This is a genomic window from Paenibacillus sp. JT31N17, from assembly GCF_056269255.1.
In genome coordinates this window covers 1,532,896-1,549,192 of sequence record NZ_JBWDNP010000001.1, presented here as the reverse complement: position 1 = coordinate 1,549,192, position 16,297 = coordinate 1,532,896, and the positions used below count along the sequence as shown (strand labels likewise).

Sequence of the window (16,297 nt, the reverse complement as noted above, 5' to 3'; positions counted from 1 at the left end):
CGCCTACCGTATGTAGAAAAGGCATGCGGCTTTCGTATAATACGTGCCGTTGATTTTGACAGCCTCAGCAGTGATTTCCTCGATCGGACCGCCGTATTCAGTGATTTCGCCGTCCTTGTATTTGACGAGAACGGGCACCTGAGCCAGCTTGGCACGCTTGAGCTCGGATTCGGGATTTAGTTGGGTACCATTGCTAAACATAACTCACACCTCCACTTGACAACATTCGTTAATATAAAGGATTTTCCTACCTAAAAAAAGAAAAAATATTAGCGAACGTATTGGCATCAATATTAATCAGATGGCTGCTATAGCAGAACCAGTTCTCACAGATCGCTGGTTCCTATCTGGAATGTAACTCGCATTCGTATTACCGAGACGCTCGCAAACGAGCGTCTTTTTGTGAAAGGAAAGGAATATACGGGATCAAACCACGACCCTTGTCCTGATTCGGTAGAGTATTTCGGTTAAAATCATTAAGTTCGCGAAACGATACGTCACGGGCCAGTCCAGCGCCATATTATCCCTTTTGTGAGAGATGTGACCCTAGCCGGAACATATTCCGGCTAGATTTTATGCCGACTCGACACTAGATGCGGCGGTGGCAGCAATAAATAAGTTCGCTCCGGGTTGAATACATATTGAGCTCCGAAGTACTATGAGGGTACGCAGTAGAAATTTTTGTAAATAAACCTCCATGTAGTGAAAGCGCTTACTTTGGTAGACTGCCAGGTTTATTCCCGATTTTTTCTTGCGATAAGGAGGCGATGGTATGGTAAGCATTATTATTGCGGATGACGAACCGATCACTAGAAAAGGGTTAATGATTCTCCCCTGGGAGGAGGAAGGATTCGTTTTGGCGGGTGTAGCCGATAACGGGCTTAAGGCGCTCGAGTTCATTCGCGCCAAGAAATCAGATATTTTACTGACGGATATCCGAATGCCCGGAATGGACGGACTTGAATTAATTGAAAGGACAAGGCAGGATTTTCCGCAGCTGAAGGTCATTTTTATTACGGCGTATCATCAGCTCGATTACGCTTTAAAGGCAATTCAACTGGGGGCTTCCGGTTTCGTCTTGAAGCCGACCGACCCCGATGAGATTATGAACGTATGCCGGAAAGCCAAGCAACATATCGAGAGCGAACGGAAACAGAAAAAAGACAGCGAGTATATGCGAGACCGGTTGAAGGAATATCAATTTATGCTGGAAGGCAGGTTGACGGAGAATAGCGCTTCGGCGAGTGCCAACCATGTCATCAGGAACATCCTGCATGAGCTGGAAACCTGTTATATGGAAGATCTTACCCTCCAGCTATTTTCCCGGCGCTATCACTTCCACCCCGATTATTTGACTCGTTTGTTTAAAAAGGAAACAGGCGAAAACTTCGTAAACGTGCTGGCTCGAATCCGCATGCAGAAGGCGGTCGACTTGCTCGCAGATTCATCAACCCGAGTATATGAAATTGCGGAACGAGTCGGTTTCCACGACTCAAGATATTTTGGTCAAATGTTCAAGAAGCGTTATGGCGTAACGCCAAATGAATTCCGCAAACGGCTGTCGGCCGGCCAGACTGAAATGGAGGAATCATGATGCGTGGTACCGTCCTGTCGGCAAGGCTAAAGAAAATGAGCACCGATTTGAGCATCCACAACAAGCTTTTCATCGCCTTTCTGCTTCTTAATTTCATTCCTCTTGCCATCATTGGCGCGCTTACCTACCAAAAATCCAACTCGCTTATTCAGAAAAAGACAAACGAATACACGGTTGATCTGCTGAGTGAAATCAGCAAAAACATCGAGCTGAATTTGCGGGAGATCGACCGGCTGTATTACGCCATCTTTACGAATCCGGAAATACGCCAGGTGCTGGAGCAAGCAAATTCGGGTCAATTGTCAACGGTCGATTATTTGACGCTTTCCAATCAGGTGAGTCAAATTTTATATGCGACAATTATTGATCGCGAAGACATCGAGGCTGTGCATATTTTCTCCCTGAACGGAAATGTGTTTCAAACGGGGGACAAGCCTTTTTCAGTCCGTCTCACTATGAAGGATTGGGATCGGATTATGAACAACAAGGGCAATCTGATTTGGCTTAATCTGGAACAAGAACCGCTGCTAATTGAAGGCGGAAGCTCGATATACGATGTCGACAACTTGAAGAAGATTGGATATTTTCTCCTCGATTATAAGAGAATTGCCCTGTACGAGTATTACAGGCACATTAACGGCGATCTGTTCATTTTGGATGGAACCGGACGAATCATCTCTCAAGGTGATAAGCCGAATACGGGCATTCGGCCAAGCGTGTCGCATATTAACCGTATTGTCGACGGGGGGAGTCAAGGCAGCTTTAGCGAGGCGGTCGACGGCCGCAGGCAGATCGTCGTCTATCAACAGATTAAAGATATGGGCTGGAAACTGGTCAGCGTCATTCCCGCCGAAACTTACTCCATCCAGTCAATCACGTTAAAAAATTGGATGATCGTTATTTTTCTGTCCGTATTCGTACTGGCGGCCATTCTCGCCTATTGTACATCGAACAGCATGACCAAACCGATCCGGCAGCTGTCGGATACGATGAAGCACATTGAATTAGGCCGGCTCGATGTCAGCTTTCAATACAATTCCCGCAATGAAATCGGCATCTTAAGCCGAAACTTTAACCGGATGATTGCTCGAATAAACTACCTCATCAAACAGGTTTACCAGGAAGATTTGTTAAAGCAGCGTTCCCAATTAAAGGTTCTCATGCTGCAAATCAATCCTCATTTTCTGTTCAATACGCTCGAAACGATCAATTGGCTGGCGCGCATACAGGGTATTCCTGATGTCGGCAAGCTCACCAAGGCTCTGGGCGACTTGATGCGTGAGGCGATTAAGGGGAAAGATATGGTGACGCTTGATCAGGAAATCAAAAATGTAAACAAGTATGTTTATATTCAGAAATACCGTTATGCCGATAAATTCAACATTAACATCGAGATGGAACCGGGCACGCTTGGTGTTGTCGTTCCCCGTTTCATTCTGCAGCCTCTGATTGAAAATGCATTCATACACGGATTGGAGTTGAAGCTGGGCAATGGCTCGGTCAAAGTCCGCAGCTTTTTTTCGGGAGATGATCTCATGCTTACGGTAACCGATGACGGACTGGGTGTGGAATCGTCCCGATTATTGGAAATTCAGAGGGCATTGGCCAAAAACCCCGAGGATGTCCATTCGGGAATCGGACTGCTCAATGTTCATCAGCGCATTCAGTTCCATTACGGGAAGACCTATGGTCTATCCATCCAAAGCGCCTCCGGCATGGGAACTTTCGTTCAATTGAAGCTGCCGAGCAGGGCTGCCCGCGAAGAAAATCGGTCGGAATCTTCAACCTAATGGTCAGAAATGCCGCATGGTTCCCAGATTGATTTACAATTACCATACATGTAAGGAGGACAATGATGAGACTCGGAATGATTCGATTGTTAGCGCTGGTCCTGATGCTTGTACCGTTCATTTTATTATCCGCATGTATGAATCCGCTTTCTCGGTCCGCAAGCGAATCCGACGGCATTCATTCAGAAGAGGAAAAGGTAAAGATGAGCTTGTATGACTGGCTTCAGGAAGGTCAAACGACGACAAACCTGTACAGCAAAGCGGTAAGCGAATTCAATGCACGGCCGGACTTGAACGCGTCCGTGACGATTCGCCATATTCCAGGTACTCCGTACTATACGAAGCTGAAGGCAAAGCTTGCTGCGAACGATGGGCCCGATATTTTTATGAGTCACGCTGACGGCATACTGCAGATGTATGCGGCTGCCGAGCGGCTCCTTCCGCTCAACAATGCGCTTGCGGAGGACCCCGAATGGAAAGAGAGCTTTACGCCCGGCGTATTCGACCTGTTGTCCTACCGGGAACAGATTTATGCCATTCCTACTTCCTTTGCCGCTGTTGCGTTATTCTACAACACGGAAATATTCAAGCGGTACAACCTGAGCCCGCCGCGTACCTACGATGATTTATTGCATATCGTTCGCGTGCTGTCAGTACACCATGTTACGCCTTTCGCTTTTGGCGCGAAGACGCCATGGACTGCAGCTCTGTTCAGCGAGATGGTCGAGAACCGGATTGGAGGCGATGAACCGTACAACGCATTGAAGAACGGAGAGGGGAGTTGGGTCCACCCTTCGTTTATCAAGACGGGATACGTTATGCAGGAATTGCGCGATAGGGGAGCTTTTCCGAAAGAATTTCTGGAGCTGGACAACGACGCCGTGAATCTCATGTTCAGGCAAGGTCAGGCGGCCATGCTTGTTACGGGTAGTTGGGTAATCAGCCAAATGATTGCGGAAGACTCCGAGGTGAAGCATTCAATCGGTGTTGTCAAGTTCCCGACCTTTGCAAATGGAAAGGGAGATGCCGACATCTGGCTCGGGCAAACGTCTGTCAATTTTGCCATCAGTGCCGAAGCCAAGGATAAAAAATCGGCAATCGAGTTGCTCAAAACGTTTACCAGTGAAAAATATCAGCAGATGATCGCAGAAGAAGGAGATATCCCGGTCATCAAGCAAGGGCTTGATTCCGACCGGACACCATCCCTGACGAAAGAGCTGCAGAAAGAGATGAATACCATGAAAAAGATGTTCATCTTTTACGATGTCGGATTGGGACTCGTGATCGGAGGCGAGTACAACAAGACGATACAACAGATTCTGGCTGGAAAATCGCCGGAGGAAGCGTTCGCAAGCTTAGAGACGTTCACTCGTCTTAATCGGGACAATTAGCCGTTTTCGTTGAAAATGCAGAGGTCTATGCCTATGAAATGGCGGTTTTTCAATAACGCTTAGGAGGGGAAATATGCCGTCAAAGGTAGCTCCCGTAGACTTACAGTATTCCGACCGTCCGGCGGCTATCAGCCACAGGAGACGCTGGAAGCAGATTAAACTCGATTACCAGCTCTATTTGATCATCTTTCTGCCGTTTGCATGGCTGATTATTTTTCAGTACGGTCCCATGTACGGCTTGCAGCTGGGGTTCAAGGATTTTCGCATTATGGAGGGAATCTGGGGCAGCCCCTGGGTAGGTCTCAAGCATTTTACCCGGTTTTTCGAATCGTACCAGTTCGTTCGGACCGTCGGAAACACGCTGCTGCTCAGCTTGTACGAGCTGATTGCGGGCTTTCCGCTCCCGATAATATTGGCGCTCGCCCTGAATGCCACCATGCGGAAGAAATTCAAAATGACAGTCCAGTTCATTACGTATATGCCTTATTTTATATCAACAGTCGTCATGGTCGGCATTATTCTGCAGTTTCTGAACCCCCGAATTGGCATCGTCAATATTGCGTTCGGTCACTTTGGGGTTGAACCGATCAATTTCATGGGCGAGCCTTCCATGTTCAAGTCCATCTATGTATGGTCCGGCATATGGCAGAATGCTGGCTGGGGAACGATTATTTATTTGGCAGCGCTCTCCGGCATCAGCCCGGAAATCCACGAGGCGGCCACCATCGACGGAGCTAGCCGGCTGCAGCGTATCTGGCACGTGGACTTGCCCGGGATTGCGCCGACAATAGTTACGCTGCTGATCCTGCATATGGGACAGATGATGGGCATCGGATTTGAGAAAATTTATTTGATGCAAAATCCTTTAAACCTGGCTTCCTCCGAAGTCATCTCAACCTATGTGTACTCTGTCAGCCTTGCTTCTTCGGCTCCGAATTATTCTTACGCTACGGCGATCGGCTTCTTTAATTCCTTCGTCAATTTAGTCTTGATTATGACGGTAAACCAGATTGCCAAAAAAGTTGGCGAAACCAGTCTGTGGTAAGGAGGACAAGCGATGAAGGAATCGAAACCGGCGCTGATCAGATCAGACAAACTCTTTTATTTCTTCAATGATTTGCTGCTGCTTTTTGCTCTGTTAATCGTCCTGTATCCGCTTATTTATATATTCAGCGCTTCATTCAGCGGCAGGGAAGCTGTCATTACCGGTAAAGTCTTTCTGTGGCCGGTCGATTTCTCGCTGGAAGGTTATGCGGCAGTCTTCCGGGATCCGAGAATCGTTCTTGGCTATGGAAATACGGTGTTTTACACGGTCGCCGGTACGCTTATCAACATCACGCTCACTATCATGGCCGCCTACCCGCTGTCCAGGAAGACCATGGTTGGGCGTAATGTCATCATGTATATCTTTGCTTTCACGATGCTGTTTAACGGCGGCTTAATTCCGAACTATCTGCTGATCAAGAACCTGCACATAATCGACACGAGGTGGGCCATGCTGCTGCCGACCGCGCTAAGCGTATTCAACGTAATTATCGCCAGGACGTTCTATACGGCAACAATCAGCTCCGAGCTGTACGAAGCGGCGGCAATCGACGGCTGCTCGCATGTGAAGTTTATCTGGAATATCGTGATGCCGCTCTCCAAGGCGATGACTGCGGTGCTGGTGCTGTTTTACGGAGTTTTTCACTGGAATTCGTATTTCAATGCCTTCATTTATTTAAAGAGCGATCATCTGTTTCCGCTGCAAATCGTTCTGCGAGATATTCTGGTTCAGAACGATATCGATCCGACCACGATTACAGACCCCGAATCGATGATGCGGAAGCAAGGCTTAGCCGATCTGGTGAAATTCTCCATTATTATTGTCGCCAGTCTGCCGGTATGGCTCGTCTATCCCTTCATTCAAAAGCATTTCGTAAAGGGCGTGATGATCGGGTCGATCAAAGGCTAATTGATTCGTTCCTCCTGTATGCCAGCAGGATTTTCGATCCTTGAGGACAGGACCGAGTTGATAATATTAAAAATAAAAGCATGTTGAAGGGAGAATGAACGTGAGCAAAAGGGTCACCGGTTTACTGGTTTTGCTGCTTGCAGTCTTAACGTTTATAAGCGCTTGCTCAGATGCGGGATCAGGATCGTCTCCGCAATCCGGCAATAACAGCGGCGCCAATGAGAGCAATGCCGAGGACAGCGGCTCCAACAAGTCGACGAGTCTTACGGTTACTACGCCACGCTGGCCTAACACATTATCGTACGAGTACGGTGAGAACGACCTGACCACGTGGGAACAGGATCAGACGCAGGTCCAAATTAAATGGAACCTGTATCCGGATGCCGACAAGATTCAAAAGCTGAATCTCGAGCTTTCTTCCGGGGGCGATCTGGGCGACATAATCATGGGGGACTTTGGCGCCGACAATTCTTTTTTGGCGACATACGGCTCGCAAGGTGCTCTCCTTCCGATCGAGGAATTGATTGATCAGTACGCCCCTAACATCAAAGAGCAATTCGAGCAGTATCCGGATTTGAAAAAATCGGTAACCGCGCCGGACGGACATATCTACGGACTTCGGGAACTCGGGACTTGCTACAACTGCGACCGGGCGATGCGCTTCTGGATCAACTCGGATTTCCTGAAGAAGCTGAATATGCAGATGCCTACGACGACCGACGGGCTGGAACAGTACCTTAAGGCGGTCAAGGAGAAGGACCCGAACGGCAACGGGAAAGCGGATGAAATCGGCATCACCGGGTCACCGAAGAGCTGGTATTCCAGTATCCATCAGTTCATCCTGCATGCGTTTACCTATTTTGACAGCGATGGCCTTAACGTCACGAACGAAAAAATCGTGGCCGCTTACGTGACGCCGGAGTGGAGGGAAGGCCTCCGATATCTGAACAAGATCTATACGGAAGGACTTATTGATCCTGCGGCCTTTACCAATGACGAAAATCAAATGAAGCAAACCGTGGAATTGAACGGCGGAGAGACAGTCGGCGCAGTAGCCGGGGGCGGGCAGCACGTGTTCGCGGCGAACGACTCGACGAGATTGCGCTATCAAATCGTACTGCCGCTCAAAGGGCCAAGCGGCTTCCAGAACGCATACCGCAATGATTACGGCACGATCGGTTCATACAAGTTTATGATTCCTGCCTCGGCGAAAGATAAGGTAGCGGCGATTAAATGGATTGATTTCCAGTATACGGCGGATGCGAGCGCCAGAGGCCGGTACGGCACACCAGGCGTCAATTGGGATAAGCCGAAGTCGGGCACGGTTGCGGCGAACGGCGGTGAAGCGCAATTCGAGATTATCGGCAAGGACATCTGGCAGGACCCGCAAAAAGCGCACTGGCACGGTGCCAACAGCATCTGGCAGCGCTGGGGTTCAGATGCGCGCTCGAAGCTGCCGGAAGGCCAATTCGATCTGGAGACGTCGCTGTTTGACGCAGCGAAAGCCTATGACCCGTATGCAGAAAAAGTTTCTGTACCGAAGTTCTTCTTTAATCCCGATACCGCTCAAAAGTACAATCAGCTTTACCAGGACTTGAAAAAGTACTATGAAGCGGCTACGGCTGATTTTATTGTCGGCAACCGCGATATCGACAAAGATTGGGAAACGTACCTGGCTGAACTGAAAAATATCGGACTGGACGAATATCTGCACATTCAACAAACCGAATACGACAAGAATTGGAAAGGGGAATGATTGTCATCAGCACTATGGCTTTGGGATGGCGGTGCGTTGGTTCACCCTGCCGGAGCGAAATTATAAATGGATAGGAAGGGATGCGAAAGGTATGACTGATCTGCTGCAAACGGACCGTTATGCGAGCGCGAAGCTCCGCTCGATGAAAATAGGCGTTCAAGGCAGCTTTTACCCGGCGCCAGAGGGAATGCGGAAGGATGACATTACGGAATGGCAAATCCGCCAGCTGGCCGCTATGGGGTGTACGGTGCACCAGGTCGGTTTCGGACATCTACCGGACGACAGTGACAAGCTGCTCGAAATCAAGACGCTGGCGAGCGAGCTGGGGATTGAACTTGAGCTTGCAGCTCCCGGAGCCTTCGGCGTAAGCGGACTCTTTGAGGATGTCGAGGCGAAGTCGCGGTTTCTGAAAGCAATCGAGACGGCCAGCTTTCTCGAGATGCCGGTCGTGCGAACCGGTTACGGCAGGCTGAATGTCAAGACGAGCCGCTTCAACAGGAGCCTCGGTATTCGCGATCATCTGGATTTCCTTGTGCCCGCTTTGCGCGAGGCGGGGAAGATGGCTGCGAACGAAGGCCTGGCACTGGCCGTGGAGAATCATTGCGATTTTACCGGGCGCGAGATGGTCTATCTGTTCGACAGGGTGGATCTGCCGAACGTAGGCGCCGCGCTTGATACGGCTAACGGGTTTACGGTGTTTTGCGATCCGAATGACGACATTGAAGCGCTGGCGCCCTATACGTTTACGACCCATATGAAGGATATGGTCATTGTGGATATGCCGGTACGCGGATATATTCCGATGATTGCGCAGGGGTGCGGTCTTGGGGACGGCCATGTCGATTTATCACTGGCCGTCGACCTTCTCGCCCGGAAAAGTCCCCGCGCCGAAGGCTTGCACTTGTTGATCGAACCGGGCTGGATGGTCTGGGACCCTGCCCGGGACCGGTTGGAGCAGGAGTACGACTATTTTGAACGAGGTATCCGGTATATGAAAGATTTAGTTGAAAAGAAAGCGAAGGATGCGGAGGCGAGCCAGGATGATTAATATCCGGATCGGCCACACGGCCATTACCTGGGATAACGATGAGATAGAGCAGGCAGCTGATGCCATTGGATCGTGCGGCTACTGGGGAACGGAAACATTCGGATGGGTGCTGGAGGATTGGGAGAAGAAAGGCCAAAATCTGCCGGAGGTGTTCAGACGCAGTAAGCTGCAATTGACATCCTTGTACTGCCATTTGGATCTTGTCGATCCGGGCAAACGTGAGGACGGCATACAGCAGGTCATGGATTGGGTCGAACTGTACAAGAAATTTGAAGGTCCTGCGGTTGTTATCGGCGGCACGGGGCTGCAGCGCGGCGGCTTTGCCATCTCCGAACATTTGCCTTCTATCATTACGACTTTAAACGAGCTGGCGAAGCGGATATCGGATCAAGGGTTGATTTGCTGCTTCCATCCGCATACCGGAACGCCCGTTGAGACGGAAGAGGAGATACACAGGGTGATGGACGCGGTGGATTCGAGTGTTGTCAAATTTGCGCCGGATCTCGGTCAAATCGCCAAAGGAGGCTCCGATCCGATCAAATTTGTCAAGGAGTACTATGAGCTGATCCGCATGGTGCACATTAAGGATTATATCGGAGGGCCGGTTAAGCGGGATGCTCAGGGGCGGGAAATCGATAAAACCGGATTTCTCGGGTATACGCCGCTTGGCATGGGGGTTGTCGATATCCGGGGCATATTCGGATATTTGGAAGAACGCGATTACGCCTATTATGCCTTGGTCGAACTGGACGGCAATCAGTGGAGCGCAACCCGGAGGGGCAATCCGATGCTGCCGCAACTTGAAGCAATTCAAATTAGCAAACGTTATTTGGAAGAGCTCGGATATAACAACTTTCGAACCGTGTAAGGATTTGAAAGGAGAAAGGATACGTAATCATGACGACAAATCGAAAAGTATTGGTAACCGGAGGGGCCGGACGATTGGCCAGATATGCTATGGATTATTTGATGGAGCGAAATTATCAAGTGACGGCATTTGATGTGGTTTCTCCCGATCCGGAAAACTTTCCGAAGGACGTCCGGTTTATTAAAGGAAACCTGACCTCGCTCGAAGATAATATGCGCGCGATTCATCTGTCGGATGCAGATTCAATTGTACATCTTGGAGCAATAACCCACGATACGACCCTGCAGCCCGGACGCACCCGAATACAGCGAATGCCGGAAGACGAGACGATGCGGGTCAACACGATGGGTACCTATTATCTCATGGATGCGGCACGCAGATTCCATGTGAAGACTGTCGTAGCCGCCTCCACCTACTATGTGCTGGGACTTGGTTTTCGAATCAGCAGCATGCCTTTTCAGGTCGACTATTTGCCCATTGACGAAGAACATCCGCTGCGGCCGGAGGATTCCTACAGCCTGTCCAAGCTGATCAATGAGGATACTTTAAGGACATTTGGATTGGCCTACGGCATACGTACCGTGGCATTCCGCCTGAATGGTGTAGATTACCCGTCCCAGCGCCATAAGTATCAATACGATATAACACCTGAAGCTCGTCCGAATCATGTGGGCGGTCCGATCGGCACTACGCATCAATATATCGATCCGCGCGATGCGGCTCAGGCGTTCACAATGGCTCTGGAAGCAACGAATCTCGATTTATTTGAAGTTTTCTATCTGCATACGGATAGCAGACACAGGGAGGATACACGAACGGTCACTGAACGCCACTGGCCCGATCTGAGAGAGATGGCCGTCAATTTGGAAGGGACGGAAGGCTTAATTACGTGCCGGAAACTACGCGAGAAGCTGGGTTATGAGCCGCAATATTCCTGGAGGAGTCCGCGGGACGATTTTTGAATTGTCGAATGATTAAGTAAAAGTGTAGCTCTTGAGGCACACAGAATGAGAAGTATTTCCGTGAAAACGTAAAATCCGTCGACATGACGCTCTCCGTCGGGGAAATCTCCAGATTAAGCGAGATAAGCGCTCAGATGCTGAGAAACTTCGCAGAATAAGCTTCAAAGGAAAAATCCATGCCGGGCTGCCGAATGGCGGCTTGGCACGGACTTTTTTTTGCCGCTCAGAAGCGGTGCGGAACCGCGAGAAATTTTTTACCTGTATACGAACTGGCATTCTCGTCATATAATCAACTAGAACAAATGTTCTTATTTATTAATTTATAAATTTTGAAGAAACGGAATATTCGCGTCATCCCTGAGGAACAAGAGAACATGGTCATTTATCATAAGTGACACATTAAAAGTCACGTAGATCGTGGCTTTTTTGTTGTCTGGAGACAAGATCATATCCCTTAACCCATTGTAAAACAAAGCCTCCAGCTGATCTGGAAAATTAGGGAATTGGAAGAAAAATCAGCAGGTATAAAGCGATGATATCGCGAATTGTAGGATGAAAGCGCACTCAATGAATAATCGATTGGGGGAGTTTCTACTATGATTGCAATGATTCGAAACAATTGGTTTTATCGGCAATTATTTACTTATATTCCCATTTTTATGATTATGTCGTCGACGCTTATCTTTTTTATTTTTTTGTCTACCAGTCAAATTATTAAGGGCGATGTTACGAAAGCGGACAGCGTCTACCTCCAGCACGCGATTCAATCGATCGATTACGCACTGGAAAATATCGATCAGCAGATGGTCAAAGAAATTTTGATGAATATGAATTTGCAAAATTTCGCAAGTGGATCCGCCCTTGAAAATTCTCCGCTCATCGATTACAAGTTATCGGGCGATTTGCGCGAACTCATGCTGGTCAACCCGTTAATCGACTCCGTCTATTTTTACCGTCAAACGGACCGGACCATCTTAACGACCAACCAATTGATATCGATCGACAATTTTACCGACCGGGACTTTCTTCTTCAACTCAAGGGCGATCCCCAGCAGTATTTATGGTCTGGCATCAGGAGCTACCGGGAGTTTCCAAACAAGCCGGAGTCCGTGCGGGTCGTTTCCTTGGTAAGAAAGCTCCTTTCTGGGGAGCAGGGCTATCTGGTCGTCAACGTAAAGACGGATTCGATCAAAAACAACATTGATAATATGTCGACATCAAAGGTCACGTTTATCGATATTTTCGATCAAACCGGCAGGTTGCTGTGGGGCAATCCGGACGAGCAGGGCGATCAGCATGAGCAAACGACGGGAACGGAGCTGCAGCGGTCCAAATCGAACTATACCCACTGGACCTATCACAGCGGACTGATGGGTGACAATGCGTATGGGGTAGCATCATCGGTGATATCGTATTTCTGGATTGCCGGTGGCCTGTTTATTGCGCTGCTTGGAGGTTTGCTGATTTTTTATGTCATTCGCTGGAACTACAAGCCGATTGAAACGATTCTGGCGCGTGCCCGCTCGTATTCGGCGCCTGGAAGTGTCGGGGCCGAGGCGAAGGCGGATAATAACGATGTCCGATTTATTGGAGTGGTGTTTGACGATCTCGTCAAACAGTCCACCAGCTTTTTAAAGCGGCATGAAGAAAATCTAATTTATCGGAAAATACATTTTTTTCGCAAATTGATGAGCGAGCATCAAAAAATAAATGTGGCCGAATGGGACTTTGAAGTGGGAACCTTGGGACTCAACAATGAATTCGAGCAATTGAATGTCGTTGTCATCGAAATTGATCAATATTTTGCTTTCAAAAACAAGTATTCGAACAAAGACCATTCTTTGTTGAAATTTATACTCGGCAATGTCGTCATGGAAATAGCCCAGGATCACTCGATCAATATTTGGTCCGAGTGGCTGGAAAAGCATCAGCTTAGCGTGCTGTTTCAAATTACCGAGAAAAATGTGAACACACAGGAAATCATTTTTGACATCTGCGAGCAAATGCGGACATGGGTCGGGCAAAATCTGAAATTCACAGTAACGATCGGAATCGGCAGCTCGACTAAACAAATATCGATGGTTCCGCATTCGTATCAGGAGTCGCTGGACAGCATCAAATACAAGACAGCACTCGGCAGCAACCGGATTATCGGGCATTGGGAAATTGTGGCGAAGGAGTACGGGGAAAGCTTTCGTCATTTACATTTCATTCGTTCCATGTCGCAGCATCTCCGCCTGGGTGAGCAGGAATGGGAGGTTCAATTCCGGCAGTTCATGGATGAGCTCAGGAAAGGTTTTTTTTCAAGAGACGAAATCCTCTCCCAACTGAACTATTTAATTTATTATTTGTACAAGGATCTGATGGAGCTGCCTGCTGAATTTCAAGATATATGGAAGCATACGGCATTGCCGCAACTGAATAAGCTGATCGACCGCTTCGATACGGTTGATGAGGTAGAGGACGAGTTTTTTGACATCCTGGCGGAGGCTAGGAAGCGGATGAATGTGCTGCGCGAGGTGAAGCATAATCATTCCCAGATGCAGGAAGTGAAGATGTATATCGAGCGGCATTTTGCCAATCAGGACATTTCGCTGAACAGCTTGAGCGATGAGTTCGGAATCAGCCCGAAGTATCTCAGCAGATTGTTCAAGGATGAATTTGGGGTGAAATTCGTCGATTATTTGGTGTCCATTCGCATGGAGCATGCGAAACGAATGTTAAGCGAAACGACTCAATCCATCCACGAGATCGCAGCGAGGGTAGGCTATACGCATTCTCTTTCCTTCATTCGCGTATTTAAAAAAATTGTTGGGCTTACGCCGGGCGATTACCGCAAGGTTACGGTTAATTGAAAGGCCGGTGAATAAAGAGCAGAGCGAATAGAATCGTCTTGGAGAAGCTCCTAGCTTTCTGACAACAGCGATTGGAAAGAGGATCTGTTCGCGCAGCGGGCTGCCCATATACGGGCGGCTTTTTATATGGATTTGTACCAATAGTATACGTTGAGAATCATGTATGTTGACCGGAACAGCGTCCGGATTTACTCTGAGAGTAACAATTGAAGGGAAAGGAGGTTGAATATGACAACTCAAACGCAATCCAGATCCGCATGGATGCAGGGACGCAAAAAATTGAGGCAAAACCAGGCACTGCTTCTTCTATTCCTACCACCTGCGTTGTACTTCATTATTTTCAAATATACGCCTATGGTCGGATTGATCATCGCGTTTAAGGAGTACAACTTTGTGGACGGGATATTCGGGAGCCCCTGGGTGGGCTTAAGCAACTTTAAAACCTTGTTCAGCTCGGTCCAAACGTTGGATATTATTCGCAACACCTTGATACTGAGCGTTTTAAGTGTATTCGTCGGCTTTCCGTTTCCGATTGTACTGGCGATTTTATTAAGTGAGGCTCGCAGGCTTTGGTTCCGGAAATCGGTGCAAACCCTGGTATTTTTGCCGCATTTTATTTCATGGGTCGTGATTGGAGGGATGATCTTAAGCATTTTTTCGCAGGAATCCGGCATTGTGAATTATTGGATCAATCATTGGACCGGAAGCGCCTATCCGTTTCTTTACAAGGAATATCCGTGGATCGCGATATTTGTCGGTTCCGGCATATGGAAAACGGCAGGGTGGACGGCGATCATTTATATGGCGGCGCTTACAACGATCGATCCCAGCTTATACGAATCGGCCAGTCTGGATGGAGCGGGCAAACTGAGAAAAATATGGCATATTACGCTGCCGGGGATCGGCCCGACGATTGTGCTTATGTTTATTCTTTCCATGGGACAGATCATGGAGGTCGGTTTTGACCAAATATTCGTGCTGCAAAATCCAGTCGTCTCCAATATTTCAGAGGTGATCAGCACGTATGTTTATAAGATTGGTCTACTCGGCATGCAGTTCAGTCTGACCACGGCCATTGGACTATTTGAGGCGGTCATCAGCTTAATTATGGTGTTAACGGCAAATCAAATAGCCAGAAAATTCGGCAGGGGACTATGGTAAATTCAATCGGAGGTGAGAGACATTGAGAGAAAGCGCAGGAGAAAAATGGTTTTATGCCGTTAATTATACGCTGCTGGGTCTCGCCGGATTAAGCTGCATCCTTCCGTTTTTGCATTTGTTCGCATTATCCTTCAGCGACGCCACGGCGATAGCGTCAGGTTATGTCATCTTTTGGCCCATCGACTGGACGACTGCGGGCTATGCCACCTTGATTGACGGAACCAGCATTGTAAAAGCTTTTCTGAACAGTGTGACCATTACGGTTGTAGGCGTCCTGTTAAGCATGGTATTTACCATTATGGCTGCTTATCCGCTGTCCCGGCCGAATTTTTATTACCGGCGTTTCTTCACATTGGCGATCGTCTTTACGATGATTTTTACCGGCGGCCTGGTGCCCACCTTTCTCGTCATTAAAAGCCTGGGGCTGGTCAATTCTTACGGCGCGATCTGGGCTTCCGGCCTGATCAGCGGGTTTAATATGCTTGTGATGAAGAGCTTTTTTGAAAGCATCCCGGTCGAGATGGAAGAGGCCGCCCGGATCGACGGCTGCAACGAAATGTGGCTTCTCTTTAAAGTGATCCTGCCGTTATCGGTTCCCGTATTGGCCGCATTGACTCTATTTTATGGAGTTAGCTATTGGAATGCGTTCATGAGCGTCCTGATTTATATTAACGACACCTTGAAATTGAATTTGACAGTCATGGTGCAGCAAATGGTTCGCAGTCAATCGTTGATGCAGGAGTTGAACATGCTGCAGCCGGAAGATATGAAGGCGATGACGCCGGACTCGATCAAAGCGGCCGCCGTTTTGATCATGGTTGCCCCGATGCTGATCGTTTATCCGTTTATTCAAAAATATTTCATCAAAGGCATTATGCTCGGCGCGATTAAAGGATAAGACCAACTGTTCAAAGGAGG

Annotated in this window: 13 protein-coding genes; 12 read left to right on the top strand and 1 reads right to left on the bottom strand. The window is 48.4% G+C overall.

What is annotated here, in order from left to right; genetic code table 11:
- Positions 1-3 precede the first annotated feature (3 nt).
- The gene (locus tag AC0YOB_RS06475) at positions 4-201 is read right to left on the bottom strand and encodes a hypothetical protein (RefSeq protein WP_475792065.1); all 198 of its coding nucleotides are present in this window, start codon (positions 199-201) and stop codon (positions 4-6) included.
- A 571-nt stretch (positions 202-772) separates the two neighbouring features.
- On the opposite strand from AC0YOB_RS06475, the gene AC0YOB_RS06470 reads away from it, so the two are divergent.
- The 12 genes from AC0YOB_RS06470 (at position 773) to AC0YOB_RS06415 (ending at position 16,277) form a co-directional block, all read left to right on the top strand.
- Positions 773-1,594 (top strand): response regulator transcription factor, encoded by an 822-nt coding sequence (locus tag AC0YOB_RS06470; RefSeq protein WP_475792064.1) that lies wholly within the window; start codon positions 773-775, stop codon positions 1,592-1,594.
- Positions 1,591-3,384: a sensor histidine kinase gene (locus tag AC0YOB_RS06465; RefSeq protein WP_475792063.1), complete on the top strand. Its 1,794-nt coding sequence runs from the start codon at positions 1,591-1,593 to the stop codon at positions 3,382-3,384. The genes AC0YOB_RS06470 and AC0YOB_RS06465 overlap by 4 nt, the downstream gene beginning before the upstream one ends.
- 77 nt (positions 3,385-3,461) lie before the next feature.
- Positions 3,462-4,775: an ABC transporter substrate-binding protein gene (locus AC0YOB_RS06460; protein ID WP_475792062.1), complete on the top strand. Its 1,314-nt coding sequence runs from the start codon at positions 3,462-3,464 to the stop codon at positions 4,773-4,775.
- Between the two features lie 73 nt (positions 4,776-4,848).
- Positions 4,849-5,820 (top strand): ABC transporter permease, encoded by a 972-nt coding sequence (locus tag AC0YOB_RS06455; protein WP_475792061.1) that lies wholly within the window; start codon positions 4,849-4,851, stop codon positions 5,818-5,820.
- Between the two features lie 12 nt (positions 5,821-5,832).
- Positions 5,833-6,729, top strand: a complete 897-nt coding sequence (locus tag AC0YOB_RS06450; RefSeq protein ID WP_475792060.1) for a carbohydrate ABC transporter permease — start codon at positions 5,833-5,835, stop codon at positions 6,727-6,729.
- Between the two features lie 100 nt (positions 6,730-6,829).
- Positions 6,830-8,485: an extracellular solute-binding protein gene (locus AC0YOB_RS06445; protein WP_475792059.1), complete on the top strand. Its 1,656-nt coding sequence runs from the start codon at positions 6,830-6,832 to the stop codon at positions 8,483-8,485.
- 91 nt (positions 8,486-8,576) lie between these two features.
- Positions 8,577-9,533 carry a sugar phosphate isomerase/epimerase family protein gene (locus tag AC0YOB_RS06440; protein ID WP_475792058.1) on the top strand — a complete coding sequence of 319 codons (957 nt, stop codon included), beginning with the start codon at positions 8,577-8,579 and terminating at the stop codon, positions 9,531-9,533.
- Complete coding sequence (locus AC0YOB_RS06435; RefSeq protein WP_475792057.1) at positions 9,526-10,401, top strand: sugar phosphate isomerase/epimerase family protein; 876 nt, start codon at positions 9,526-9,528, stop codon at positions 10,399-10,401. The genes AC0YOB_RS06440 and AC0YOB_RS06435 overlap by 8 nt, the downstream gene beginning before the upstream one ends.
- 29 nt (positions 10,402-10,430) lie before the next feature.
- Positions 10,431-11,363, top strand: a complete 933-nt coding sequence (locus AC0YOB_RS06430; protein WP_475792056.1) for an NAD-dependent epimerase/dehydratase family protein — start codon at positions 10,431-10,433, stop codon at positions 11,361-11,363.
- A gap of 596 nt (positions 11,364-11,959) precedes the next feature.
- Positions 11,960-14,218, top strand: coding sequence for a helix-turn-helix domain-containing protein (locus AC0YOB_RS06425; protein ID WP_475792055.1), 2,259 nt, complete (start codon positions 11,960-11,962; stop codon positions 14,216-14,218).
- A 228-nt stretch (positions 14,219-14,446) separates the two neighbouring features.
- Positions 14,447-15,379 carry an ABC transporter permease gene (locus AC0YOB_RS06420; protein ID WP_475792054.1) on the top strand — a complete coding sequence of 311 codons (933 nt, stop codon included), beginning with the start codon at positions 14,447-14,449 and terminating at the stop codon, positions 15,377-15,379.
- A gap of 22 nt (positions 15,380-15,401) precedes the next feature.
- Entirely contained in the window at positions 15,402-16,277 is an 876-nt protein-coding gene (locus AC0YOB_RS06415; protein WP_475770676.1) for a carbohydrate ABC transporter permease, read from the top strand.
- Positions 16,278-16,297 lie beyond the last annotated feature (20 nt).

What these genes read in the sequence shown, in the direction of transcription:
- AC0YOB_RS06475 (WP_475792065.1), bottom strand. Translation starts at nt 201, where the DNA reads ATGTTTAGCAATGGTACCCAACTAAATCCCGAATCCGAGCTCAAGCGT.
- AC0YOB_RS06470 (WP_475792064.1), top strand. Translation starts at nt 773, where the DNA reads ATGGTAAGCATTATTATTGCGGATGACGAACCGATCACTAGAAAAGGG.
- AC0YOB_RS06465 (WP_475792063.1), top strand. Translation starts at nt 1,591, where the DNA reads ATGATGCGTGGTACCGTCCTGTCGGCAAGGCTAAAGAAAATGAGCACC.
- AC0YOB_RS06460 (WP_475792062.1), top strand. Translation starts at nt 3,462, where the DNA reads ATGATTCGATTGTTAGCGCTGGTCCTGATGCTTGTACCGTTCATTTTA.
- AC0YOB_RS06455 (WP_475792061.1), top strand. Translation starts at nt 4,849, where the DNA reads ATGCCGTCAAAGGTAGCTCCCGTAGACTTACAGTATTCCGACCGTCCG.
- AC0YOB_RS06450 (WP_475792060.1), top strand. Translation starts at nt 5,833, where the DNA reads ATGAAGGAATCGAAACCGGCGCTGATCAGATCAGACAAACTCTTTTAT.
- AC0YOB_RS06440 (WP_475792058.1), top strand. Translation starts at nt 8,577, where the DNA reads ATGACTGATCTGCTGCAAACGGACCGTTATGCGAGCGCGAAGCTCCGC.
- AC0YOB_RS06435 (WP_475792057.1), top strand. Translation starts at nt 9,526, where the DNA reads ATGATTAATATCCGGATCGGCCACACGGCCATTACCTGGGATAACGAT.
- AC0YOB_RS06430 (WP_475792056.1), top strand. Translation starts at nt 10,431, where the DNA reads ATGACGACAAATCGAAAAGTATTGGTAACCGGAGGGGCCGGACGATTG.
- AC0YOB_RS06425 (WP_475792055.1), top strand. Translation starts at nt 11,960, where the DNA reads ATGATTGCAATGATTCGAAACAATTGGTTTTATCGGCAATTATTTACT.
- AC0YOB_RS06420 (WP_475792054.1), top strand. Translation starts at nt 14,447, where the DNA reads ATGACAACTCAAACGCAATCCAGATCCGCATGGATGCAGGGACGCAAA.